Origin of the sequence: Micromonospora musae, from assembly GCF_003626635.1 — a bacterium.
GTDB classification, from domain to species: domain Bacteria; phylum Actinomycetota; class Actinomycetes; order Mycobacteriales; family Micromonosporaceae; genus Micromonospora; species Micromonospora musae.
The window spans coordinates 69,854-92,364 of sequence record NZ_RAZT01000010.1 but is presented as its reverse complement, the minus strand read 5'-3'; the positions used below and the strand labels follow the sequence as shown (position 1 = coordinate 92,364).

The 22,511-nt window shown below is 72.5% G+C and carries 22 protein-coding genes; 12 read left to right on the top strand and 10 right to left on the bottom strand.

Annotation, left to right across the window (positions count from 1 at the left end):
- Positions 1-117: 117 nt before the first annotated feature.
- Positions 118-858: a hypothetical protein gene (locus tag D7044_RS20420; protein WP_120689928.1), complete on the bottom strand. Its 741-nt coding sequence runs from the start codon at positions 856-858 to the stop codon at positions 118-120.
- An 82-nt stretch (positions 859-940) separates the two neighbouring features.
- Positions 941-1,462, bottom strand: coding sequence for a GNAT family N-acetyltransferase (locus D7044_RS20415; protein ID WP_120677703.1), 522 nt, complete (start codon positions 1,460-1,462; stop codon positions 941-943).
- A 165-nt stretch (positions 1,463-1,627) separates the two neighbouring features.
- Between D7044_RS20415 and D7044_RS20410 the strand changes: the two genes are divergently transcribed.
- Genes D7044_RS20410 through D7044_RS20400 form a run of 3 tightly spaced genes read left to right on the top strand, consistent with a single transcriptional unit; the run spans position 1,628 to position 4,070 of the window.
- Complete coding sequence (locus tag D7044_RS20410) at positions 1,628-2,182, top strand: NADPH-dependent FMN reductase (RefSeq protein ID WP_120677705.1); 555 nt, start codon at positions 1,628-1,630, stop codon at positions 2,180-2,182.
- 23 nt (positions 2,183-2,205) lie between these two features.
- Positions 2,206-3,219: an ATP-binding cassette domain-containing protein gene (locus D7044_RS20405; RefSeq protein ID WP_120689927.1), complete on the top strand. Its 1,014-nt coding sequence runs from the start codon at positions 2,206-2,208 to the stop codon at positions 3,217-3,219.
- Positions 3,216-4,070 carry an ABC transporter permease gene (locus tag D7044_RS20400; RefSeq protein ID WP_120689926.1) on the top strand — a complete coding sequence of 285 codons (855 nt, stop codon included), beginning with the start codon at positions 3,216-3,218 and terminating at the stop codon, positions 4,068-4,070. Before D7044_RS20405 ends, D7044_RS20400 begins: the two co-directional genes overlap by 4 nt.
- Positions 4,071-4,404: 334 nt before the next feature.
- Here the strand turns inward: D7044_RS20400 and D7044_RS20395 are convergent, their stop codons facing one another.
- Positions 4,405-8,046 carry an ATP-binding protein gene (locus tag D7044_RS20395; RefSeq protein WP_120689925.1) on the bottom strand — a complete coding sequence of 1,214 codons (3,642 nt, stop codon included), beginning with the start codon at positions 8,044-8,046 and terminating at the stop codon, positions 4,405-4,407.
- Between the two features lie 265 nt (positions 8,047-8,311).
- On the opposite strand from D7044_RS20395, the gene D7044_RS20390 reads away from it, so the two are divergent.
- Positions 8,312-8,521 (top strand): DUF2007 domain-containing protein, encoded by a 210-nt coding sequence (locus D7044_RS20390; RefSeq protein ID WP_147434698.1) that lies wholly within the window; start codon positions 8,312-8,314, stop codon positions 8,519-8,521.
- Positions 8,522-8,566: 45 nt separating this feature from the next.
- On the opposite strand, the gene D7044_RS20385 is transcribed toward D7044_RS20390, so the two are convergent.
- On the bottom strand, positions 8,567-9,289 hold the full coding sequence (locus tag D7044_RS20385; RefSeq protein WP_233565065.1) for a TioE family transcriptional regulator: 723 nt from the start codon (positions 9,287-9,289) through the stop codon (positions 8,567-8,569).
- Between the two features lie 101 nt (positions 9,290-9,390).
- Here D7044_RS20385 and D7044_RS20380 point away from each other — a divergent pair, with 101 nt between their 5' ends.
- Together D7044_RS20380 and D7044_RS20375 are read left to right on the top strand one after the other, a co-directional pair.
- Positions 9,391-9,894, top strand: coding sequence for a DUF6194 family protein (locus D7044_RS20380; RefSeq protein ID WP_233565064.1), 504 nt, complete (start codon positions 9,391-9,393; stop codon positions 9,892-9,894).
- A 197-nt stretch (positions 9,895-10,091) separates the two neighbouring features.
- Complete coding sequence (locus D7044_RS20375; RefSeq protein ID WP_120677714.1) at positions 10,092-11,351, top strand: phosphodiester glycosidase family protein; 1,260 nt, start codon at positions 10,092-10,094, stop codon at positions 11,349-11,351.
- Between the two features lie 141 nt (positions 11,352-11,492).
- On the opposite strand, the gene D7044_RS20370 is transcribed toward D7044_RS20375, so the two are convergent.
- On the bottom strand, positions 11,493-12,320 hold the full coding sequence (locus D7044_RS20370; protein WP_120677716.1) for a helix-turn-helix domain-containing protein: 828 nt from the start codon (positions 12,318-12,320) through the stop codon (positions 11,493-11,495).
- A 144-nt stretch (positions 12,321-12,464) separates the two neighbouring features.
- Here D7044_RS20370 and D7044_RS20365 point away from each other — a divergent pair, with 144 nt between their 5' ends.
- On the top strand, positions 12,465-13,199 hold the full coding sequence (locus D7044_RS20365) for an SDR family oxidoreductase (protein WP_120689923.1): 735 nt from the start codon (positions 12,465-12,467) through the stop codon (positions 13,197-13,199).
- A gap of 25 nt (positions 13,200-13,224) precedes the next feature.
- On the top strand, positions 13,225-13,527 hold the full coding sequence (locus D7044_RS20360; RefSeq protein ID WP_120689922.1) for a hypothetical protein: 303 nt from the start codon (positions 13,225-13,227) through the stop codon (positions 13,525-13,527).
- 52 nt (positions 13,528-13,579) lie between these two features.
- Here D7044_RS20360 and D7044_RS20355 read toward each other — a convergent pair whose 3' ends face one another.
- A complete protein-coding gene (locus tag D7044_RS20355) occupies positions 13,580-14,905 on the bottom strand; it encodes an AAA domain-containing protein (RefSeq protein ID WP_120690036.1) in 1,326 nt (441 codons plus the stop codon).
- 140 nt (positions 14,906-15,045) lie between these two features.
- Here D7044_RS20355 and D7044_RS20350 point away from each other — a divergent pair, with 140 nt between their 5' ends.
- On the top strand, positions 15,046-15,264 hold the full coding sequence (locus D7044_RS20350) for a hypothetical protein (RefSeq protein ID WP_120677724.1): 219 nt from the start codon (positions 15,046-15,048) through the stop codon (positions 15,262-15,264).
- Between the two features lie 86 nt (positions 15,265-15,350).
- On the top strand, positions 15,351-15,671 hold the full coding sequence (locus D7044_RS20345) for a GYD domain-containing protein (protein WP_120689921.1): 321 nt from the start codon (positions 15,351-15,353) through the stop codon (positions 15,669-15,671).
- 349 nt (positions 15,672-16,020) lie between these two features.
- On the opposite strand, the gene D7044_RS20340 is transcribed toward D7044_RS20345, so the two are convergent.
- The 4 genes from D7044_RS20340 to D7044_RS20325 form a co-directional block, all read right to left on the bottom strand.
- Positions 16,021-16,422, bottom strand: a complete 402-nt coding sequence (locus tag D7044_RS20340; protein WP_233565063.1) for a hypothetical protein — start codon at positions 16,420-16,422, stop codon at positions 16,021-16,023.
- On the bottom strand, positions 16,419-16,679 hold the full coding sequence (locus tag D7044_RS20335) for a hypothetical protein (RefSeq protein WP_120677728.1): 261 nt from the start codon (positions 16,677-16,679) through the stop codon (positions 16,419-16,421). Before D7044_RS20335 ends, D7044_RS20340 begins: the two co-directional genes overlap by 4 nt.
- 19 nt (positions 16,680-16,698) lie before the next feature.
- The gene (locus D7044_RS20330) at positions 16,699-17,346 is read right to left on the bottom strand and encodes a hypothetical protein (protein WP_120689920.1); all 648 of its coding nucleotides are present in this window, start codon (positions 17,344-17,346) and stop codon (positions 16,699-16,701) included.
- Positions 17,347-17,679: 333 nt separating this feature from the next.
- Positions 17,680-18,975 (bottom strand): phosphodiester glycosidase family protein, encoded by a 1,296-nt coding sequence (locus D7044_RS20325; RefSeq protein WP_120689919.1) that lies wholly within the window; start codon positions 18,973-18,975, stop codon positions 17,680-17,682.
- Between the two features lie 242 nt (positions 18,976-19,217).
- On the opposite strand from D7044_RS20325, the gene D7044_RS20320 reads away from it, so the two are divergent.
- Together D7044_RS20320 and D7044_RS20315 are read left to right on the top strand one after the other, a co-directional pair.
- Entirely contained in the window at positions 19,218-21,437 is a 2,220-nt protein-coding gene (locus D7044_RS20320; protein WP_120689918.1) for a M6 family metallopeptidase, read from the top strand.
- A gap of 162 nt (positions 21,438-21,599) precedes the next feature.
- Positions 21,600-22,430 carry an SDR family NAD(P)-dependent oxidoreductase gene (locus tag D7044_RS20315; protein ID WP_120689917.1) on the top strand — a complete coding sequence of 277 codons (831 nt, stop codon included), beginning with the start codon at positions 21,600-21,602 and terminating at the stop codon, positions 22,428-22,430.
- Positions 22,431-22,511: the final 81 nt, after the last annotated feature.

The following is a 22,511-nucleotide window of genomic DNA, read 5'->3' as shown; positions in this document are numbered from 1 at the left end:
CGCTCCCCGATTCCTCAGCGGCCGACCCGGCCGGTCGGGGAGGAATCGCCTGCCTGTCGATCGCGGAGGGGGTCCCGGCGGGGCCCCTCCGATCGTGTCCCGGGAGGGTCCAGACCGTCAGGACGCCTGCTCGATCTCGGCGCGGAGCGCGGGGAACTCCGACCGGAGCTTCTCCTGGCTCTGCAGCGAGTGGATCAGCGCGCCGGTGCTGCCGCTGTCGGACCAGACGCAGACGGCGCCCGGCACACCGTTGATGTTGCCGTCTCCGCAGAAGGCCTGCCCACCGAGCGGGCCCGGGTCGGCCTCGGTGAAGTTGCCGACGTTGAGGGCCTTGCTCACCCCGGAGATGAAGAGCGAGAGGCGGCTCTCCCGGGTGGCGCCGGTCGACGCCACCGCGTTGACGATGACGATGTCCTGCTTCGCGATGTCGCCGTAGAGGCCCTGCGCAGTGGCGGTCACCTCCGGCACATCCGAATCCGCCGGAAGCCCCGCCTCGGACACACCGCCGTCGTCGGCCCCGAGGTCGATCTTCGGGCGGCCGCCGAGCGTCTGCGGCGCGGCGACGGTGATCACCCGGCCGGGCACGTCGGGGTCCGCTCCGGCGGACTGCGACGGCGCCGGGCTGCCGGTGGCGGGAGCCCCCGCCGCGCCGCCGGGGGTCTTGTCGTTCTCGGCGGGGCTGGCGATGACCACGCCCACGAAGACCGCCCCGAGCAGCACGACGACCGCGCCGACCGCGATCAGCACCTTCTGGAGGAAGGTGGTCCTCGACGGCGGCCGCGACGGCGGGCCGTACGTCGTCGGTGCGGGCGGGTAGTTCGGGTACGGGCTCTGCTGCGGATCGACCGGCTGCGACATCGGTTACTCCAGTTGACTGAACGAGTTCACCACCGGCACGGATGACCCGGTCAGTCGGTTCACGACGGGGGCGCCGCCCGGATCACACTCCTACCCGCTCGGCCGGTGCGGTCAGGTCGAGCCGCCAGTCGTTGGAGCGCATGTACTCCCCCGGCGGATACTCGAAGTCGATCTCTCCGAGCAGCGTGAACCCGGCCTTGCGGCAGACCGCGTTCGAGGCCGGATTGCCGACCGACGGGTAGGCGTGCGCCCAGCGGCGGGTACGGCGATCACGTGCCGCGGCCACGACCGCCCGCACCGCCGCGGTCGCCAGCCCCCTCCCCTGGTGTTCGGGCAGCACCGCCCAACCCATCTCGTAGACCGGCTCACCCCGCCACTGCCGCTCCCAGTAGCCGACGCTGCCGACCTTCTCCCCGTCCGGCAGCACCACCGTGAACATGCACCCCTTGCCCGTCCCGGAGAAGCGCGCATACCTCTCGTGCCGGGACACGACCTGCTCGTCGGTCTCCGAGCCACCCGTGTGCGCCCGAACCTCCGGCGCGTTGAGCCGTCGCAGCAGAGCCAGGTCGTCCTCGCTCCACGGCGCGATCCGCACCTGCGCCATCCCATCCCCCTCGTCGTCGTCCGGCAGTCAACCCGACGCCACCGACAACGCCACGGCACGGTTCGACGATTCGGTCGGACTTCCGCTAGATCGCGTCTGGCGGCCGCTGGACGCCGTCTCGCGCCAGAAGGGTGTGGCACTCGAGAGACCGGAAGGGGTGCGCGTATGGGACCCGTGCGGCTCGCCGTGATCATCGGCAGCACCCGCGAGGGACGGGCGGGCGAGGAGATCGCCCGCTGGTTCGTCGCGCAGGCCGCCGGCCGGGACGACATGACCGTGAACCTGGTCGACCTCGCCGACTACGACCTGCCCGCCCGTTACACCGCGGAGCCGACCGACGCGATCCGGTCGTTCGTGCGGGAGGTCGGGCTGGCGGACGCGTTCGCGGTGGTCACCCCCGAGTACAACCACAGCTTCCCGGCCTCGTTGAAACAGGCGATCGACTACGCGTACGACGAGTGGCAGGCCAAGCCGGTCGGTTTCGTGGCGTACGGCTGCCGTTCGACAGGTCTGCACGCGGTGGACCAGCTCCGCACGGTCTTCACCGCGCTGCACGCGACGACGGTGCGCGACGTCGTCGGCGTCGACCTGCTCCGCGGCGAGCCGTCGCCGGAGTGCGCCGACCAGCTCTGCCAGGACGCCCGCGTCCTGCTCGACCAGCTCACCTGGTGGGGTCTCGCGTTGCGCGACGCCCGCGCGGCGCGGCCCTACGTCTCGTGAAAGCACAGAGGAAGGTACGGACGATGAACAAGCGCACAACCGGCCCGGCCATCGAGGCCGAGGGCCTGACCCGCTCGTTCGGGAAGACCCGGGCGCTGGCCGGGATGGATCTCCAGGTGCCCGCCGGCACCGTCTACGGCCTGCTCGGCCCGAACGGGGCCGGCAAGACCACGGCGGTACGGGTGCTGGCCACGTTGCTGCGCCCGGACGGTGGTCGGGCCCGGGTGTTCGGGCACGACGTGGTCGCCGAGGCCGACAAGGTCCGGGCCCGGGTCAGCCTGACCGGCCAGTACGCCTCGATCGACGAGGACCTGACCGGCGTCGAGAACCTGGTGCTGCTCGCCCGGCTGCTCGGGCTGCGCAAACCCGCCGCCCGGGAGCGGGCCGAGCAGTTGCTCGCCGCGTTCGGGCTGACCGAGGCGGGCGACCGGCAGGTGAAGAAGTACTCCGGCGGCATGCGGCGGCGCATCGACATCGCGGCGAGCATCCTGAACACCCCGGACCTGCTCTTCCTCGACGAGCCGACGACGGGCCTGGACCCGCGCAGCCGCAACCAGGTGTGGGAGATCGTCCGGGCGGTGGTGTCGCACGGCACGACCGTGCTGCTGACCACGCAGTACCTGGACGAGGCCGACCAGCTGGCCGGGCGGATCGCAGTGGTGGACCACGGCCGGGTGATCGCGGAGGGCACCCCGGGCGAGCTGAAGTCGTCGGTCGGCTCCGGCACCGTCCACCTGCGACTACGGGACGCGGCGCAGCGATCCGACGCCGAGAAGGTGCTCCAGGCGGCGCTCGGCGTACCGGTGCAGCTCGAAGCCGACCCGCTCGCGCTCACCGCCCGAGTGGTTGGCGAGGGCAACGACCTGGCCGCCACTGAGCAGGCCGCCCGCGCGCTGGCGGACCTGAGTCGCGCCGGCATCGTCGTCGACGACTTCTCCCTCGGCCAGCCCAGCCTGGACGAGGTCTTCCTGGCCCTGACCGACCACCCCGCCGTCCCGGCCGACGAGCGGGACGAAGAGCTGGAGGCAGCACGATGAGTAACGCCGCGACCACGACCGGCCGCGCGCCGTCCGTCTACGTACCGTCCGCCGAGGCGCTGGCGACAGTCCTCGCACCCGGGGATCGGCCGGCGAGACCGAGCGCGCTCGGCGCGTCGCTGACCTTCGGCTGGCGCGCGCTGCTGAAGATCAAGCACGTGCCGGAGCAGCTCTTCGACGTGACGGCGTTCCCGATCATCATGGTGCTGATGTTCACGTACCTGTTCGGCGGGGCGCTCGCCGACAGCCCGCGTGCCTACCTCCAGTTCTTCCTGCCCGGCATCATGGTGACCAGCGTCGTCATGATCACGATGTACACCGGGATCGGGCTGAACACCGACATCGAGAAGGGCATCTTCGACCGCTTCCGTACGCTGCCGGTCTGGCGGCCGGCCGCGCTGGTCGGCATGATCTTCGGCGACGTGCTGCGGTACGTGCTGGCGGCCGTGGTGATCCTCGGCGTCGGGCTGGTGCTCGGCTTCCGCCCCGACGGCGGGTTGATGGGTGTGGCCGCCGGGATCGGCCTGCTGGTGATCTTCTCGTTCGCCTTCTCCTGGGTCTGGACCTTCTTCGGGCTGGTCCTACGCAGCGAGAAGTCGGTGATGGGGGTGAGCATGATGGTGCTCTTCCCGCTGACCTTCCTCAGCAACGTCTTCGTCGAGCCGAGCACCATGCCGGGCTGGCTGCAGGCGTTCGTGAAGGCCAACCCGATCACGCACCTGGTGGCGGCGGTCCGCGCGGCGATGGCCGGCGAGTCGGATGCCACGAACACGATGTGGCTGCTGCTGTGGAGCGCCGGCTTCGTGGTGGTCTTCGGCACGCTCACCATGTACCGCTACAACCGCCGCTGACCCGGTACCGGGCGGGCGCCGCGACCGTGGTCGCGGCGCCCGCCCGTCGCTGCTCCCATCCGTCGCTCCCGACCGTCCGCCGCTCCCATCCGGGCAGCGCGCCGTCTCGCCTGACATGCCCGTGGGCCGGGCGACGCGCTGCGGCTTGATCGACTCGGCTTCATTGATGTCGCGGGGTCCGACCCGTTCTTATGCCCCGACTTCAATGATCCCGAGTGGATCAAGCACCGCCGCAGACGCGCGGCGGGCCAGGCGCGGCGGGCCGGGCGCGGTAGGCCAGGCGCGGCGGGCCGGGCGCGGTAGGCCAGGCGCGATTCCGTGGGCGGAGAACCGGTCACAGCCGCCAGGGCAGCGGCTCGGGTGGCAGGTAACGGCAGGTGCCGCCCGTGGCGACGGTGTCGCGCAGGTGGGCGGCGAGCGCCGGATGGCGGGCGTCGAGCTTGCGCAGGGTGTCCCGGATCCGGGCGGTCACCGCCTTGCGGGCGCGTTCGGCCTCGTCACCGAGGCGGCGGGTGCGCCCGGCCAGCCCCGCTGCGGTGCGCAACTCGTCGAGGAGCGCTTCCCGCTCCGCCTCCAGCGCCGCCACCTTCCCCGTGTCGTCGCGGACGGCGGCCCTGTCGATCTCCTCGTCGAGGCGCTCCAGGTGACGTCGGTAGCGGGCCTTCGCCTCGTCGTCCAGCACCGGATCCCCACCGAGGCCGCGGGCGGCCACGAGCTCCGGCCCGGCGGCCGGGTCGAGCAGCTCGACGGCCGGTACGTCGACCCCCGGCCGGCCGAGCAGCAGATGCAGGTCGTGCAGCCCCTTGGCGTCGGGCAGGTGGACGACCGCGCCACCGTAGGCGAGCCGCCAGACCACGCCGTCGCGGCGGAACTCGTAGCCGGTCGTCGACGGCGCGACGTTCAGGTCGTCCGGTCGCTTCCCCAGCCCGGTCCCGGTGGGTCCGGTGGAGCGCCCGATGGTCCCGGCCAGGGGCGGCCCACCTGCGGGGTCGACGCCGACACCGACCTTCTCTGCGACGCCGACCGGCTGCGGTCCGACGGTCGAGGAGATCCGAGCGCCACCGGCAGCGCCGGGCACGCCGCCGGACCCGACCCGGCGAGCGGCTGCCGCACCCGGCCCACCGGTGACGACGACCGCGGCAGCGCCCGCGCCATCGAGCCCACTGCTCGCGAGCGCCAGGCCGGGGTCGGATGCCGGGCCGAGGTCGGATGCCGGGCCGAGGTCGGATCCCGGGCCGAGGTCGGATGCCGGGCCGGGGTCGAGTGCCGGGCCGAGCTCGGTAGCGCCGGGGAGCGTGGCGGCTGCGTCTGCCGGCGGGCGTTCGGCGGCGAACCGGTCGAGCACCTGCCGCATGCCGAGGGCGGCGGCCTCCCGCTCGGCGTCGGCGCGCAGCGCTGCCGCCTCGGCGACGTCGTCGGGGCGGCCGCGCCGGGCCAGCGTCTCGGCGAGGGCGGCACGGGCCAGCACCGACCAGGGCCGGGCCGCCATCCGGTCGGCGGCGGCAGCGGCCGCCCGGAACCCGGTTGTCGCCTCGTCCCAGCGTTCCTGAGCGGCGTCGAGCAGCGCCAGCCAGTGGTCGACCGGACCGCCCACGTCGCAGCCGAAGAGGGCCACCGTCCACTGTCCCCGGTACGGGGTCAGGGCGGCCCGCGCCTCGTCGCACCGCTGCGGATCGCGCGCCGCCGCCGCGACCTGCGCCTGCGCTCGCAGCCACAACGGTGACACCGGTCGGGCGTACGTGACTCCGGCGGCCTCGATGCCGGCGGTGATCCGTACGGCGGTCTCGTGGTCGCCACGCTCGACGGCCGTGATGGCGCGGGCGAGCTGGAGGTAGGGGTAGTCGGTCGGGTCGAGCCCGTCGAGGAGCGCGTCGATCTCGTCGTACCGGCCCTGCGGCAGCAGCCGCGCCCAGCGCAGGTGGTGGACCATGAACGCGAAGTCGGTGGGGGCCTGCTCGCCGAGTTCGTCCAGGGCGGCGAAGTGCCGGTCCGCCTCGGCGAAGTCACCCCGGAAGCCGGCGATGATGCCCCCGTCGACCGCCGCCGACATCCGGTGTCGGGCCACCTCGCTGGTGCCGGCCCCGTCCACGAAGGCGGTCAGCTCGTCGAGGTAGCCCGGGTCACCGAGCTCGAGCAGCGCCACCCACCGCAGCGACGTCGCCCAGAGCTCGGTGTCCCGGTCGCCGGTGCGGCGGGCCACCTCCCGGATCTCCGCGGTGATCGCCGCTCGGTCGGCCGCGGTGCCGAGGCCCCAGGTGGTGTCGTGGCGGGCCCAGAGGCTGAAGGTGAGCGCCTCGTCGTCGCGGCCACGGCGGGCCAGCGTCTCGGTCGCCGTGATCAGGTCGGTGACGAGCATGGCGACCGGGAGGCCGTCGTCCGGCTCGCCGATCAGCCGCCGGTACGCCTCCCGGAGCAGCTCCTCGGCGGAGATGGATGGGCCGGTGCTGTACTCCCGGTGCCGATGGAGGGTGAGCACGGCGCGGGCGAGCAACGCCGGATCGTCGAGTGAGCGTGCCAGCGTGGCGGCCTCGGTGAGGTGCCGGTCGGCGTCCACGCTGGTGCCGCAGTGGTAGAGCAGTTCACCGAACTCGATCAGGATCCGGACGCGTTGCGCCTCGTCCCGGACGACCTCGAGCGCGCGGCGGAAGTGGGTCAGCGACTCGTCCACGGCGAGCCGGCCGGCGGCGTCGCGGGCGGCGGCGAGGAGCAGCTCGGTGCTCCGGGACGGCTCGAGCTCCGGCCCGGCCAGGTAGGCGTGCCGGGCCAGGTCGGCGGGGACCAGCCGTTCGGCGAGCTCACGCGAGACGTCCACGGCCCGCACGACGGTGGCGTGCCGGGCTCGCCGCTCGTCGTCGGCGAGGCTGTCGTAGAGGGTCTCCCGGACGAGGTCGTGCGCGAACGAGAACCGGCCGCCGCCTCGGGCCACCACGAGACGGGCCGTCGACCCGTGGTCGAGGAGCCGGTCGACCTGCGCCACCGGGCTCCCGGCGCAGGCGGCGAGGACCTGCCGGTGGAATCCGCGTCCCAGCACGGCGGCGACGGTGAGCGCCTCGACCACCGGGCCGGGAAGCTGGCCGAGGCGGCGGCGGACCGCCTCGCGTACGCCGGGGGCGATGGTGCCGGTCGCGCCGCCGGCCCGCCACAGCCGGGCGGTCTGCTCGACGAAGAACGGGTTGCCGCCGGTGCGCCGGTGCACCTCGTCGACGAGTTGCGGCTCGGCCTCCCGCCCGGCGGTACGCGTCATCAGCGCGCCGACCTCGTCGCGGGAGAGCCCGGTGAGGGTGAGCGTGGTCGCCTTCGCCAGCAGTGGCATGAGCAGCGGGCGCAGCGGATGTTCACCGGACTCGACCTCGGCGTCGCGGTAGGTGCCGACCAGCAGCAGCCGCTCGAACCAGGTGTGCTGGGCGGCGAACCCGAGCAGCCGCAGCGAGGCCGGGTCGGCCCAGTGCAGGTCGTCGAGGATCAGTACGACGGGCCGACGCTGCGAGACCGCGACCAGTGCGGCGGTCACTGCGTCGTAGAGCGCGAAGGTTTCCCGGTCCGCGTCGTCGCCCCCGCCGCCGGCCGCTGCGCCGGACGAACTCAGCCGGGCCGGGCCCTCGCCCCTGCCGGCGGTCGTCCCGACGCCGTGGGGCTCGCCGGCGGCCTCGCCGAGCAGGGTGGTGAGCGCCGGCTCGGCGCTGGGCCGGGCGACCGCCCAGTCGTCGGTGTGGCGGCGCAGGCCACGCAGCACCTGCACCCATGGCCAGTAGCCGGGGGCGCTCTCCGAATCCCAGCAGGCTGCGCCGAGCACGAGCGCGCCGCGCCCGCGGGCCTCCCGGGCCGCCGCCGTGACCAGCGTCGTCTTGCCGATGCCCGGCTCGCCGGTGACCAGGACGAGGCCGCCGTGGCTGGTGATCGCCCGGTCCATTTCGGCGCGCAGCACGCCGGCCGGGTGGTCGCGCCCGATGAGGGCTTCGCCGTGCCGCGCGTCCATGACCACCGACCGTAGCGGAAACCTCCGACACCGCCGGCACCTCGGAGCTCCCGCCCGCTGATGATCATGAAGTTATTGCCGACATATCGGTCGTCGGCTGGCGATAACTTCGTGATCACCGACGGAGGCGGGCGGCCGGTCGGGGAGCGTCGGGTAGTCGGCCAGGGGTGGTGGCCAGGGTGTCCGACTGGGGCGATGGTGCCGGCCGGAGTGCGACGCTCATGGTGGCACCGGCCAGCTGGCGGTTGCCGGACGGAGAGGGGTGGTGGGAATGGACGTGGTCTCCGTGGCGGTGGTCAACAGCCGCACCGAAGCGGACCTGATCGCCGGTCTGCTGCGCAGTCACGGGTTGAAGGTGGGGGTGTCCGCGGACGATGCCGGTGGGCAGGAGCCTCAGCTCCAGCTGCAGGGTGTCCATGTGCTGGTGGCCGCGACCGACGAGGCCGTGGCCCGTCGGATCCTGGCACAGCCCTGAGGGGTGCGGCTCGGCCAGACCCGGCACGGTTCACCCCGGCCCGGCTCACCTGCGTTGCGGGGTCCGCTCCGGCTCTGTGTCGGCAGGCTGCTCGACCGCCGCGAGGTAGTCGTCGAGGCGGGCGGCGGCGACCAGCATCGCCCGGCCCCGGGTGGCGAGTCGCTGCCGCCACCCGTCGAGGGACGCGGCGAGCGGCCCGGGTCCGTCGGCCGCGCGTACCTGTCGGATGACTGTCGCGATGTGGTCGAGCAGGTAGCCGCCCCGGCGCAGCAGGTGGGCCAACTCGGCGTCGCGTACGTCGTCCGGGCCGTAGAGGCGCTGCCGGGTGGCGCGGTCACGAACCGGGGTCAGGATGCCGGCTCGCTCCCATTTGCGCAGCGTCGCCGGGGTCACGCCGAGGCGGTGGGCGAGCGCGCCGACGGTCAGCGGCCGATCGGGCCGGTCTCCGGCCGGCACGGCGGTGAGCACGCCCACGGTCACCTCTACGGCGTCGAGGGTCTCCCGGTCGCGCAGCAGCTGGGCGTGACCGTGGTCCACGGCGCGCAGCGCGGCGTCGACGTCGCCGCGGGTCGCGGCCCGCATGATCTCGGCGCCGACGCCGTAGCCGTACGCGGGGACCAGCGCCAGGTAGGCGCGGAGCGCGACGGCGTGCAGCGGGGTGTAGGCGCGGTAGCCGCTGGGGGTGCGCCGGGCGGCGGGCAGGACGCCGTCGCGCTCGTAGTTGCGGACGGCCTGGGTGGAGATGCCGTGCTCGCGGGCGAGATCCACGGGCCGGTAGGTTGGTCCTGCGGTTCGAGGGTTCAACGCAGGTCTCCTGCTCGATGCTCGGCGAAAGTCTCAAACGCTAGTTCAACGATACGGTTTAGGTCATGGCTGCCGAACCGCACTCCTCCGAAACCGACGGGATCACCGCCGACGAGATCACCGCGCGGATCCTCGCCCTGCCCGACGTCGAACTGCTCGTGGCCACCGATGAGTCGGGCGCCCCCGAGGTGGCGTGGGGGTGGCGCTTCTTCTACGTGGGCCCGGACCGCCGCCGGCCGTTCGCCACCATCGGCGAGCGCGACATGGCGGGCTTCGACGAGGAGTCCCGGCTCGACCGGCCGGGCGTCTTCCGGCTCAACCTGGAGCTCGGCCGGCGCGAGTTCCACCGCCTCTTCGGCTACCCGCCGGCGGAGGCGGACGAGCGCCGGGCCTCGGTCGACGTCAGCACCCTCGACGAGGTGCTGCCCCACCCCGTCTACGGCACGGCCGCCTGGGGGTGCGTGCTCAACCCGGGCCCGCGCAGCCTGGCCGAGGTCGAACGGCTGATCGGGTACGCGCACGGCCGGGCACACGAACGCCACCACCACCGGACGGCTCACACGCCCTGACCGGGGTCGTCGCCGCAGGCCCGGCCTCGGTCGGCACCGTCGCCGCACCAGACGGCACCCGCGGTTCAGCTTGATCATCTCGCCCGTTCACCCGTACGTGATCGGCTCATCGGGACGTCTCCGCTGGTCCGGCCCTCGGCCGGGCCGGCTCGACCCGCCGGGCACCGACCCGGATCCCGAGAAAGAGAGGAGCGGCGATGAGGTCATCGACCCTCGTACGCCCCGGTCTGGCGCTGCTGCTCGCCGCAGGGCTGAGCACGCTCGTGGCGCCCGGCGCCGCCCAGGCCGAGGCCGCGCCCGCGACCACGTCCCCGGTGGACGCCCCGATCACCTTCACCTCGACCGAGGAGCTCGCCCCGGGCGTCACGTACGGCTCGTTCCAGGTGGCCACGCCGCGCGGCGTCACCGTCGGCTACCTGCTCACCGCCGACCTGCGAAAGAACAAGGTCTCCCTGGACCTGCTGCACCCCGACGCCGTGGCGCAGCGCCAGGTCGTCTCGGCGATGACCAACAACCAGGGCGCCGTCGCCGGAGTGAACGGCGACTTCTTCAACATCAGCGAGACGCACGCCGGGGTCGCGCCGACCGGTTCGGCGTCCGGTCCGGAGATCGCCGACGGCGAGGACCTGAAGTTCGCCGTACCGAATGCGCAGCGCTTCGGCCCGGGGCTCGCCCCCGGCACCTCGACCCGCGACGTCTTCGGCGTCGGCGTGAACGGCAAGGCGCGGGTCGACACCCTGAGCCTCGCCGGTGAGGTACGCAGCAAGAAGGGCACCATCACCCTCGCCGGCCTCAACCAGTACGCGCTCCCGGTCGGCGGTGTCGGTGTCTTTACCTCCGACTGGGGCAGCGCCAACCGGGTCCGGTCGACCTGCGGCAGCGACACCAGCCGCCTCGACCCGTGCAGCACCCACACCTACGAGGTGGTCGTCCGCGACGGCGTGGTGACCTCGGTGAGCAGCACGCCCGGCACGGGCCCGATCGCCGAGGACACCCAGGTGCTGGTGGGCCGCGAGGCCGGCGCGGACGCGCTCGACGACCTGGTCGTCGGCGACCGGGTGAAGGTGGACGAGAAGCTCGTCTCCGCCGGCAAGCCGAAGCTGACCTTCGCGGTCGGCGGCGCCCCGATCCTGCGCGACGGGCAGCCCCTCGCCGGCCTGGACGTCAAGACCGCCGCCGTGCGCAGCTCGGCGGGGGTCAGCGCCGACGGCCGGACGGTGTACCTGGTCGCGCTGGCCGGCCGCGCGCCCGCCAGCGCCGGCTTCACCATCGCCGAGCTGGCCGACCTGATGCGCACGCTCGGCGCGGACGCGGCCGTGAACCTCGACGGCGGCGGCTCCACCACGGTCGCCGTGAAGGAGCCGGGCCAGTCGGCGGCCACCGCCCGCAACAACCCCTCCGACGGTACGGAGCGGGCGGTCGCCAACGGCATCGGCATCTTCATCGGCCGCCACTGAGGGAACGGATCGCGCTCGGAACTGACCGGGCCGATCAATATCGGGAGGTGCCTCGGCCGGTCAGCGCCGGTCGAGGCACCGTCCTGCGTGGGGACGACGTACACCGGCCGTCGACACGGATCTTCCCGTCGATGCCGCCGATCAGGCCGGAGCGTGCATGGCCCCCAGATAGGCGAGGGCTTCCGCGCTCCGGCTACCGGCGTCCGGGGTGCCGACGAGCAGCTGCTGGCCGGGCGCGTCCCGGACGTCGAACGTCTGATACGTCAGTTCGATCCGGCCCACCACCGGGTGGTCGAAGATCTTGAACTGGCGGGTGAGGCCGCGAACGGTCTGATCGGCCCAGAGGGACCGGAACTCGGGTGACGCGTCACGTAGTTCGGCCACGAGTGACCGGATCCGCGGATCGTCCGGGTGCTGGCCGGCGTTGAGGCGCAGCGCGTGCACGACGTTGCCGCTGAGCGTCGGCCACTCCACGAAGATCTCGCGTGCCTGCGGGTGCAGGAACAGCACCCGCGCCATGTTGGTCATGCCGTCGAAGGGGGCGAGCAGCGCCGCGGCGACGCCGTTGGTGGCCAGCACGTCGAAGGCGGGGCTGAGCACGTAGGCCGCCGAGGTGGGGAACGCGTCCAGCAGCCGCAGCAGCGCCGGGTGGACGCGGTCCCGAGCGTGGTCGGGGGCCAGCGCGGGGTTCAGCCCGGCGAGCCGGAAGGCGTGCCCGCGCGCGTCGAGGTCGAGCCGGAGGGCCCGGCCGATCGCGTCGAGGACCTGCGGGGACGGGCTGCGTTCGCGGCCCTGTTCCAGCCGGGCGTAGTAGTCGACGCTCACTCCGGCCAGCACGGCGACCTCTTCCCGCCGCAGTCCGGCGACCCGCCGGTCCCCGCCGCCGCGCAACCCGACGTCGGTCGGATCGACGCGGGCGCGGTGAGCGCGCAGGAACTCCCCGAGCTTGCTGGTGGCGGCCTTGGACACGTCTACCAGCGTATTTCGAGGCCAGGTGGGCTGCCAGGGTGCCGTGCACCCAGGAAGTCGCAGCCTTCTCCGGCCGGCAGGACCGGCGGAATCTGGACCCACCGGCCCGACGGCCGTGATCACATTCTTCCGCCAGGAGTTGCCATGAACAGCAGTTTGTCCAAGATCGTCCTGATCACCGGGGCGAGTAGTGGTATCGGCGAGGCGACCGCCCGCCGGCTCGCCGCCGACGGCCACCACGTCGTCCTCGGCGCCCGCCGCGTCGACCGGCTCGCCGCCCTGGTGGCCGAGCTTCAGGCCGCCGGCCATTCGGCCGAGTACCAGGAACTCGACGTGACCGACATCGACAGCGTGCGGGGCTTCGTCGAGGCCGCCCACGCCCGCCACGGCCGGGTGGACGTACTCGTCAACAACGCGGGCGTGATGCCCCTGTCGACGGTCGACGCGCTGCGGATCGACGAGTGGAACCAGATGATCGACGTGAACCTGCGCGGCACGCTGCACGGCGTCGCCGCCGTGCTGCCCCTGATGCGGGCCCGGCGCGAGGGCCACATCGTCAACATCGCCTCGACGGCTGCGTACCGGGTCGACCCGACTGCGGCGGTCTACTGCGCCACCAAGTACGCCGTCCGGGCTCTCTCCGAAGGGCTGCGGCAGGAGAACCAGGACGTCCGAGTCACCGTCGTCAGCCCCGGCTACACCCAGTCCGAACTCACCGACCACGGCGGGGACCCGCAGGTGCGGGCCGCCGTCCGAGCCGCCGCCGAGCAGCTCGCGATTCCGGCCGCCGCGGTGGCCGACGGCATCGGCTACGCGATCGCGCAGCCCCGCAACGTCGACGTCAACGAGCTCGTCGTCCGCCCCACCGCGCAGAACTGACCACCGGGAAGACAGGAGTACGACGATGAGCGAAGCGCTCGAAGTCACCACGTTCCGCCTCGCACCCGGCCTCACCGGCGCGGACTTCGTGGCGGCGAACGAGGACATCAACGCCTACCTGCTCCGCCAGCGCGGCTTCCGCTGGCGACGTATCACCATGACCAGCGACGGCGTGGTCATCGATGTCATCGCGTGGGAATCCGCCGCCGACGGCCGGCGCAGCGCCTCCGGCATCCTGACGGAGATGGCCGACTCACCGGTGCACGACACGATCGACCAGGACACCGTCGAGTTCCGCATTGCCCCGGTCCTGCAACACAAGACCTGACCTCCCGCCCGCCCTCCGGTCTCCCGTCACCGGCCGGAGCGGCGGGTGGGGCTCAACGGCGCAGGCCGTACGCCTTGAGGTAATTGATCATCGAGTGGTTCGCCTCCCAGCCGTCCGGGAACTTGACCGGAACGTCGAGGTGCATCGGCTCGGTCGACGGGTGGGCGTCGAGCAGGTCGGCGATCCCGTCGCGGGCCACCACGATGCAGGCGTGCCGGTGCCGGGACGCCAGCACGCAGAGCCGCCCCGACTCCAGGTGGAACGCCGTGGCGTCGCGCCGACCGGAGAGCGGGTGCAGCACGATCGTCACGTCGTACTCCCGGCCCTGGAGCCGGTTGGCGGTGTCGACGGTGATGCCCTCGCCGGCCGCGCCGAGCTGCGCGCGGATCGCCGCCGCCTGATCGCGGTGGGCCGCTCCGACGGCGATCCGGTCGGCGGTCACCGGTGCGCCGGCCGGGTGGTGCTCGGAGACGGCGACCGCGCCGCGCTCCAGCAGCCGCACCGCGAGCGCCGCGCAGGCCGCGGCGGCCTCCTCATCGGTACGCAGGGTGTGCCGCTCGGGCAGCTCGTAGAGCCCCCAGCCGGAGGCGACGGCCACCTCGATCGCGGCGTCGACCGCGTCCCCCTTCCCGCCCTCGGTCAACGACAACGCTCGGTCGTCGGGGCCGGTGCCGGCCCGGAAGCCGGTGAAGGGGTAGAAGGCGCGGGCGACCACCGGGGCGGCCGACGAGGGCAGCCGCCACGACACCGGCAACCGGTGCACGGGAAGCTCCGGGTTGTGCCGCAGCAGCACGGCCACCGCCGACTGCATCGGATCCCAGCTCAGGCCGGTCCAGCGCGCGGTGTCCACAGTGGAAAAGGGATCGAGCTGCCCGGGGTCGCCCACGAAGAGCGCCCGCTCGAACCTGCCGGCCACCCGCAGCAGCGCATCCGAGCGCATCTGGTACGCCTCGTCGACAATCGCCCACGGCCAGCAGCCCTCGGTGACGGTGGCCCACTTGGCGGCCGTACCGATGATGACGGCCGGGCCGCCGAGGTCCGCGACCTTCGCGGCCACCCGCACCGTCGCGTGGTCCCGCACCCGCTCGGAGGGCTGGTAGTCGGCGGCGGAGAGGCGGCCGATGCGCAGCTCGGGGGCCTTGCGGGCGAGGCGGTCGATGAGGTCGTCGACCTGCTCGTTGGTCTGCGCCACGATGATCAGCGGTTCGCCGGCCTCGGCGAGTTCGGCGGCGGCCCGGACGACCAGGGTCGACTTGCCGGCGCCGGGCGGCGAGTCGACGACCACGCCGCGGTGGTCACCGGAGCGCAGGTCGGCCAGGACCGCCCCGATGACCCGTTCCGCCTCCACCGCGGGCGGCAGCTCCAGCCCAGCCAGCACGACCCTCACCCCTCACTAGCCGCTGCGGGAACCCTACCGGTCGGACGGCGACGGCCAGCCGAGCGGCACATCGACGTTGACAGCGTTCGACCGCCCCGGCGCGCAGGAGTAGCCGACGACGGACCGGGTACGCGCCGGCCATGGGTAGCCAGAAGCCGAACAAGCATGATCCTGGCGGCGAGTCGGCGCGCGGCCGGCGACATTCGGGCAGCGGTGCCCGGGGCCGGCAGGGCTCGGAGGTGGAACGTTCGCCGGAGCGGCGGCACCTGCGCGCCGCGACCGGCACCTCCGGCTCCGAACGGAACCAGGGGCGGGCCAAGGTCGAGGGCAGCGGACGGGTGCAGCGCCAGGGCAGCTGACCACGATCGTGGTACGGCGCACGGCGGTCCGGAGCCGGCAGTCGCGCCCACGCGTGGCGGCCCGATGCGTGAGAGGTGACGTCGAGATGGCGAAGTTCCTGCTCAAGTCGACCTACACCCTTGACGGGGTCAAGGGCCTGATGAAGGACGGCGGCAGCAAACGGGCCGCGGCCGCCACGAAGGCGATCGAAGGGCTCGGCGGGCGGGTGGAATCGCTCAGCTTCGGTCTCGGGGAGCACGACACGTACGTGGTGTGCGAACTGCCCGACCACAAGACGGCGGCGGCGCTGGCCATCGCCATCCGGGCGGCCGGTGGCGTCGACACCCGCGTCACACCACTGCTGACGCCGGAGGAGGTCGACGAGGCCACCCGCCAGCAGCTCAAGTATCAGTCGCCGGGCGCGTGAGCCGCTGATCGCCTATCGGCGGCTCGGGTCGCCGCAGCCCCGACCACGGTCGGGGCTGCGGCCAGCACCACCACGCCGGTGGCCTGAGCAGGCCGACGGGGCCCGGGACCCTTGGCGTTCCGCCGGCCGGCACCCGGGGCCCGACCCGCCACGGCTCGGCCGAGGACCGGCGGGAGTACGACATTGTAGGTCCCGGCCGGTCGCGGCGGGGACGTGCACCTCGTCGCCTTCAGAGCTGATGTCGCGAACGCATCAGGGTCTTGACGCACCACCCCGACACCGATGTCGTAAACGATTCAGCTCGAAAGGATCCGGGTGCCAACCCTCGCTCCGAAGCAGGACGGGCAGGTCAGCGGGCGTCGGTGACGACGTAGGAGCAGGCGGCGCAGGCGGAGCGGCCCTGCTCGGCGTACCAGCGGCAACTGCGCCGGATGGCGCAGCGCGGCAGCTCGGCCTCGGTCTCGCCGGTGGTCTCCTGGTACGAGGCGGCGAGGCGTTCGCCGAGACCGCAGTGGGCGCCGGTCCAGAAGCCGCACGAGGTGGTGACGCAGGGGCCGGCGAGGCGGAGTTGGGACTCCACCGGCCGGTCCGGGTCGGCCGTGGCGAGGGCGACGTCGGCGGGCAGCTGTGGCGTGACGTAGGCGACCTGACCCGCCGGAGTGATCATGCCGAGGAAGACCGTGGCGTTGGCCGCGGGCGTACTCGGGCACATCCGCTCCGGCGGGTCCGGCGGGTGGACCGGGTCGGTCACCGCTGCACCCAGAACCCGATGTCGTTGATCTTCTTGCCGAGTTCGTCGGCGAACGGGCCGTCGAGGACCCAGAGCCCGTACCACTCGGGGCGCAGCTTCAGGTTGGCGTGCCCGACGGAGAGCGGGTTGGTCAGTTTCGTGCCGGCGACTGCGAGGGCTTTCAGCCCCGCCTTCTGGATCTCACCGGCGATGAGGCTCTGCTGTTCGGTGGTCAGCTCGACGCCGTCGACCACGAACCGGAACTCGCTGCGTGCCATGTCTAACCTCCGATGGTCGTTACGCTTCGGTCCGCAGCCCGCGCCGCAGACTCTCCCTGGTGAACGCCGCCCACGCGTCGGCTCGCCGTCCGCCGACCTGCTCGCGCCAGGCGGCGGGACCGGCCGTACGCAGACCCCACAGTTCGCGGCAGGCGGTGACCCCGAACGCCACCTGCTCGGGGCTGCCGGTGAAGCCGGCCGGCCCGTCGGTCACCCGCAGCCCGCCGCCGGCCACGACGCCGACCAGCGGGAAGTGGTGGTGGAGGCTGGCGAGGGTGGCCAGGTGCGCGGCGTCGACCCGGCCCGCCGTGAACACCTCGATGGGTTGGTCGTCGCGGACGACCCGGATGGCGCGCAGCGTGAACGCCGCGCCGGTGGCGTCGGTCTCGCCGTCCACCTCCACCGGGCTGCTCCACCGGCGGGGCGAGTTGGCCGACCAGAACGCCAGCCAGTCGTCGAGCCGATCGGCGAAGTCCGCCTCGACGCGGACCGGTCCGCCGGTGAGCCGAGCGCCCGCGATGCGACCCCGGCTGACCTGGGGTTGCGCTGGGCGGGTGGTGGGTGGCGCGGCGTGTGCCGTGCTCGCCCCGGCGGCCGTTGCCGCCGAGGCCGCGGCGGCGCCCACGAGGACGCGTCGCCGGGACAGTGCAGGGATTCGGTAGTTCATCGTCCGCCTTTCGTGACGGCCTTTGCGCGCCACGCTATCGACGGAGAGTGATCGAAGAAATCGCCGTTCTATCGGCAGCCCGACATGAATGTCAGGGATCAACGGCGGCGTGAATCTCCTCATTCTGCTGCCTGTCGCGTTCGCGTCCGACGCGCATCGTGTTCCCGTCAGACCCGCCCGCACCGCCGCGGGCCGGTCGCCTGCGCCTCGGCCTCGTCTCCGACGGTCAGGTCCCGCAACGGCGGGCGCGGCCGGCGCGATGGCCGCGCCGCAACGGCGTGCGGGTGCGGTCGGCGCGATGGCCGGCCGCACCCGCACGCTGGTGCCGAGGTGTCAGCTTCCGCTGTGGTATCGGCCGTCCACGTAGACGAGCGCGTCACCGACGGCCCGCTCGGAGCCGCCCGGGTGGTTGACCAGGGTGCCGGCGACGGCCATCGAGGTGGAGCCGCCGCCGTCGAGGTTGATCGCGTCGGTCAGGCCGAGCGCCTGGGCGACGGCCGCCGTCTCGTCCATGGTGGTGCCGACGCTGGTGGTCTGCCGGCCGTCGATGGTGGCGAGCACGATCTTCCCGTCCTGGGTGGTGCCGGCGATGGTGCGCGGGTTGCGGCCGAAGAAGCTGTCACCGGGGGCGCCGTCGGGCACCACGATCTGACCGGCCTTGGTCAGCTGGTACCGCCCGGTGACGCCGAAGAGCCCGGGCCGCAGCGCGAGCTTCTTGCCGTTCTGGTCGGTCAGCGTCGACTTCTGCTCGACGCAGCCCTTCACCGCGAGGGCGAGCAGGGCGGCGCTCTCCTGACCGGTCGCCTGCAGCGACGTCTGGCCGGCGGCGAGGGCGGTGCCCCGGGTGGTGGCGGTACGCACCACGCAGCCGCGCTTGTCGAGCACGACCTCCACGCCGGCGCCGGCCGGGGTGGCGGCGGCGAACTCGGGGGTGAACTGCACGACGTCACCGGGCAGGGCGCACTGCGTCTGGTCGGCGAGGGTGGCGCAGCCGGCGGGGATCACCGGCGGGTGGTTGATGAACTCCAGCGGCAGGTTGGCGCCGGTCTTCTTGTTCCGGACGCTGCCCGACCAGCTCAGCTTGCCGGTGATCGCCTTGTTGTTGTTCGCGTCGACGATGAAGTTGGCCTCGGCCGGGTCGGTGACCGGCTCGCTGAGCAGCTTCCCGCCGAAGAGCCCCAGCCCCACCGGGTCGCCCGGGTAGAGCTGGCTGGCGGTGAAGGTGAAGAAGGAGGCGTTGACGCCGGCCAGCGCGCCCGAGGTGCGTACCAGGTCGGTGGTCTTCTCGACCTTGGCGAGGTCCGGGCCGTAGGTGGCCTTCAGGTGACCGCGCGCCTTGCGCGGGTCGATGGTGAGGACGTTGACCACCCACGGGCCGCGCGTGGTGGTGTTGATCTGGTCGGCCGGGGCCGGCTCGGTGCCGCGCACGATGCGGGTCAGGGTGACGCCCTTGGCCAGGGTGCTGCTGGAGGTGACCTCGGTCAGGTCCGCGTCGCCGAGCGGGAGCGTGCCGGTGGCGGCCTCGGCGCGGGCGCCCGGCGCGACGCCGAGGCTGATCGCGGCGAGCGCGGCGGCGGCGAGCGCGCCGGCCCGGCGCAGGCCGGTCAGCCCAGAAGTGGAAGCAGTCATGCCCTGACCCTCCCGACAAGACGGAACGATCTACCCGACGGCATCTGACACTTCGGCGAACTATGGAGTAAGGCGGGCTTACCCGGCAGCTCGTGAATCCGTTTCACCTCTGTGGACGGTGCTGTGGATCATGGGCGGAAATCATTGCCAAGGGCAACCAAGCGGCGTACGAACGTGGATGACATCCCGGTGGCCTGCAACGGAGCGTCGTCCACCGGACTCAGCACACCCAAGGGGGGCTCATGGCACGCAGCCGGATAGCCGGTGCCGCAGCCATCGCACTCGTCGTACCGTTTCTGAGCGTCCTTCCCGCCTCTGCCGCGTCGGCCGCGCCCGCCCAGCCGGCGGCGAAGAACGACCGGCCCAGCGACGACACCCGCGAACTCGCGCGCAAACACTTCAAGGTCGACGGCCACGAGGTCAAGACCCCGACCCGCTACCAGCCGCGCGCCCAGGCGCGCTCGGGGGCGAAGGCCGCAGCACAGACGCCGGCGGTCGGCACCGTCCGGCAGTGGCTCGGGCTCGACGACATCGACGGCACCTACTACCGCAAGGACTACACGCTGCGGGGAGTCGGCGACAACGTCGAGGTGTGGGTCGCCAACGACATCGCGTTCCCGGCGAACGACTGCCGGAACCAGGTCGCCTCGTCGACGCAGATCACCGACGAGCAGGTGCAGAACTTCGTCCACGAGTTCGACACCAACATGTACCCGAAGGAGACGGTGGCGTTCAGCCGGCCGCCGGACCGCGACGGCGCGAACGCCCAGGTCGGGCCGGACGCCGACGGCAACGGCGGCGTCTACACCGGGGCGGGCAACAAGACCGTCACCCTGGTCGACAACGTCCGGGACGACAACTACTACCAGTTCCCGGCCGCGCCGACCTACGTCGCCGGTTTCTTCTCGGCGCAGCTCAACGAGCTCTTCGACCGCAACGTGATGACCATCGACGCGTTCGACTGGCTGCACCGCACCGGGGCGAACCCGCCGAACGAGCCGACCGACGACCTGTGCACCAGCCGCCCGGCCCGCCCGTTCAGCTACGAGGGCACCTTCGCCCACGAGTGGCAGCACCTGGCGCAGTACTACACCGACCCGTTCGAGGGGGTCTGGCTCAACGAGGGGCTCTCCGACTTCGCCCAGACGCTCACCGGGTACGTCGACACCAAGGCGACCGTCTTCGACGCGGGCGCCGACAGCCACCTCTTCTGCCAGCAGGGCTTCGGCACCGTGCAGACGCCGTACAACGCGAACCCGCGTGACTGCGGCGGCCCGGAGAACTCGCTGAACCTGTGGGACGAGAGCCCCAACGCGAACGCGGTGCTGGCCGACTACGGCAACGCCTACGCGTTCATCCAGTTCCTCTACGACCGGTACGGCAACGACATCGTCCACCGCCTGCACAACGACGGTGACCTGCAGGGTCTGGCGAGCCTGCAGGCGGCCCTGAAGGCCGAGGGCGCCAAGGACATGTACCAGGTGATCCACGACTACCAGACGATGACGCTGGTCGACAAGATCGTCGGGGATTCCCGCCTCGGGGTCATGCTCGGCGTGTCGAAGAGCCGGGTCACCACGAAGAGCCTGCGCTCCACGGTCAACCTGGCGAACCCGGCCGCGAACGCCACCCCGGGCGCGGCGCCGAACGGCGCCGACTACGTGCCGCTGCAGAAGGCCAACGGGCAGCTGCTCCGCGGTAGTGACCTGCGGTCGCTGTCGTTCCAGGGCGCCAAGACCCTGCCCGCGCAGCCGCTGGCCTGGACCGTGGTGAACGACGACCCGGACCGCGCGGGCAACCCGGTGCTCTTCTCCGGCAACGGCAACAACACCGACGCCAATGCCGTCACCCAGGTCACCGTGCCGACGGCCGACCCGACGCTGCGCTTCGTCGCCAAGTACGGCGCGGAGTTCGGCTTCGACTACGGCTACGTGACCGTCTCCACCGACGGCGGCGCCACCTACACCGTCATCCCGGGTGACAAGACGATCGACGGGCCGCTCGGCCCGGGCGTCAACGGCACCACCAACGGGTTCGAGGCGCACAGCTACGACCTCTCCGCGTACGCGGGCAAGTCCGTGCTGCTCGGCTTCCGCTACCTCAGCGACGGCGGCGTCAACGAGGGCGGCTGGCTGATCGACGACATCACCGTCGGCGGCAGCACCGTCAGCGACGGCAGCAGCCTCACCCCGTTCGACTCCCCCACGGAGATCAAGCCGGTCGCCGTCGACAACTGGAACCTGCGCCTGATCGGCATCGACGAGAAGCACTCGCGCGCCTGGCAGTTCGAGTTCGACGGCAAGTCCAGCCTCACCCTCAACCGGCTGCAGCTGGCCCTGCTGAGCATCTTCCCGAAGGTCGTCGCCGTGGTCGCCTACGACGAGCCGACCGAGCAGGTCACCCAGTACGCGCCGTACACCCTGAAGGTCAACGGGGTCGTCCAGCCGGGCGGCACCAACTGACCTGAGCTGTTCCCAGGGCGCCTGTCACCGATCCGGTGACAGGCGCCCTCTCGTTTCTGTGAATCTCAAGTGCCCGTCACGTCGATGGCCGGCGCCCCGGCTGATCTCCTACCATGAGCCGTCTTCTCATTCGCGAGGATGGATACCGTGAACGATCGGCCCATGGCAGGTAGAACCGTCGTGATCACCGGGGCCAGCGCAGGCCTCGGCGCCGAGGCGGCCCGCCGCCTCGCCCGCCTGGGCGCAACCGTGGCCGTGGTCGGCCGGTCACCGGAGAAGACCGCCGCCGTCGCCCGCGAGGTCGGCGCCGAGCCCCTGGTCGCCGACTTCGCCCGGCTGACCGACGTACGCGCGCTCGCCCGCACCCTGCTGGTCCGCTACCCCCGCATCGACGTCCTCGCCAACAACGCCGGTGTCGTGCTGACCAGGCGCAGCCGCACCGAAGACGGCCACGACACGATGTTCCAGGTCAACTACCTGGCCCCGTTCCTGCTCACCAACCTGCTGCTCGACCGGCTCACCACCGCCGGCCCGGCCCGGGTCATCTCGACCTCCAGCAAGGCCAACCGCTCCGCCCGGGTCGACCTCGACGACCTCGACGGCGCGCGCACGCGATCCGAGATGCTCCGGTACGGGATGACGAAGCTGCAGAACATCCTCTTCACCCGCGAGCTGGCCCGCCGTACGCAAGGCACCGGACTAACCGCGACGGCGTTCCACCCCGGCGTGGTTCCCGGCACCGAGATCAACCGGGACAGCCCACTGATCGGGGCGCTGTCCCGCTACCGCCTGCTGGGCCGGCCGGCCACCCTCGCCGAGGGGGCCGCGCCGCTGGTGCACCTCGCCACCATTGCTGAGCCGGAGACGGCCAACGGCGACTACTACCACTGCCTGAAACCCAACGGGCCGGTGCACCCGCAGGCCAAGGACGACCAGCTCGCGGCCGGCCTCTGGGACCGCACCGCCGAGCTGCTCGGCCTCCGGGCGCCGTAACGAGGTCGGGCCGGCGGCGCGCCACGGTGGTTCGGCTTTCGCGTCCGGGTGGGCCGACTGCGTATGGCAGTCCCGGCGGCC

Coding starts and splice junctions, on each gene's coding strand:
- D7044_RS20320 (WP_120689918.1), top strand. CDS start 19,218: ATGGCACGCAGCCGGATAGCCGGTGCCGCAGCCATCGCACTCGTCGTA.
- D7044_RS20405 (WP_120689927.1), top strand. CDS start 2,206: ATGAACAAGCGCACAACCGGCCCGGCCATCGAGGCCGAGGGCCTGACC.
- D7044_RS20410 (WP_120677705.1), top strand. CDS start 1,628: ATGGGACCCGTGCGGCTCGCCGTGATCATCGGCAGCACCCGCGAGGGA.
- D7044_RS20380 (WP_233565064.1), top strand. CDS start 9,391: ATGGCTGCCGAACCGCACTCCTCCGAAACCGACGGGATCACCGCCGAC.
- D7044_RS20395 (WP_120689925.1), bottom strand. CDS start 8,046: ATGGACGCGCGGCACGGCGAAGCCCTCATCGGGCGCGACCACCCGGCC.
- D7044_RS20350 (WP_120677724.1), top strand. CDS start 15,046: ATGGGTAGCCAGAAGCCGAACAAGCATGATCCTGGCGGCGAGTCGGCG.
- D7044_RS20400 (WP_120689926.1), top strand. CDS start 3,216: ATGAGTAACGCCGCGACCACGACCGGCCGCGCGCCGTCCGTCTACGTA.
- D7044_RS20335 (WP_120677728.1), bottom strand. CDS start 16,679: ATGGCACGCAGCGAGTTCCGGTTCGTGGTCGACGGCGTCGAGCTGACC.
- D7044_RS20330 (WP_120689920.1), bottom strand. CDS start 17,346: ATGAACTACCGAATCCCTGCACTGTCCCGGCGACGCGTCCTCGTGGGC.
- D7044_RS20345 (WP_120689921.1), top strand. CDS start 15,351: ATGGCGAAGTTCCTGCTCAAGTCGACCTACACCCTTGACGGGGTCAAG.
- D7044_RS20375 (WP_120677714.1), top strand. CDS start 10,092: ATGAGGTCATCGACCCTCGTACGCCCCGGTCTGGCGCTGCTGCTCGCC.
- D7044_RS20360 (WP_120689922.1), top strand. CDS start 13,225: ATGAGCGAAGCGCTCGAAGTCACCACGTTCCGCCTCGCACCCGGCCTC.
- D7044_RS20325 (WP_120689919.1), bottom strand. CDS start 18,975: ATGACTGCTTCCACTTCTGGGCTGACCGGCCTGCGCCGGGCCGGCGCG.
- D7044_RS20315 (WP_120689917.1), top strand. CDS start 21,600: ATGGCAGGTAGAACCGTCGTGATCACCGGGGCCAGCGCAGGCCTCGGC.
- D7044_RS20365 (WP_120689923.1), top strand. CDS start 12,465: ATGAACAGCAGTTTGTCCAAGATCGTCCTGATCACCGGGGCGAGTAGT.
- D7044_RS20415 (WP_120677703.1), bottom strand. CDS start 1,462: ATGGCGCAGGTGCGGATCGCGCCGTGGAGCGAGGACGACCTGGCTCTG.
- D7044_RS20420 (WP_120689928.1), bottom strand. CDS start 858: ATGTCGCAGCCGGTCGATCCGCAGCAGAGCCCGTACCCGAACTACCCG.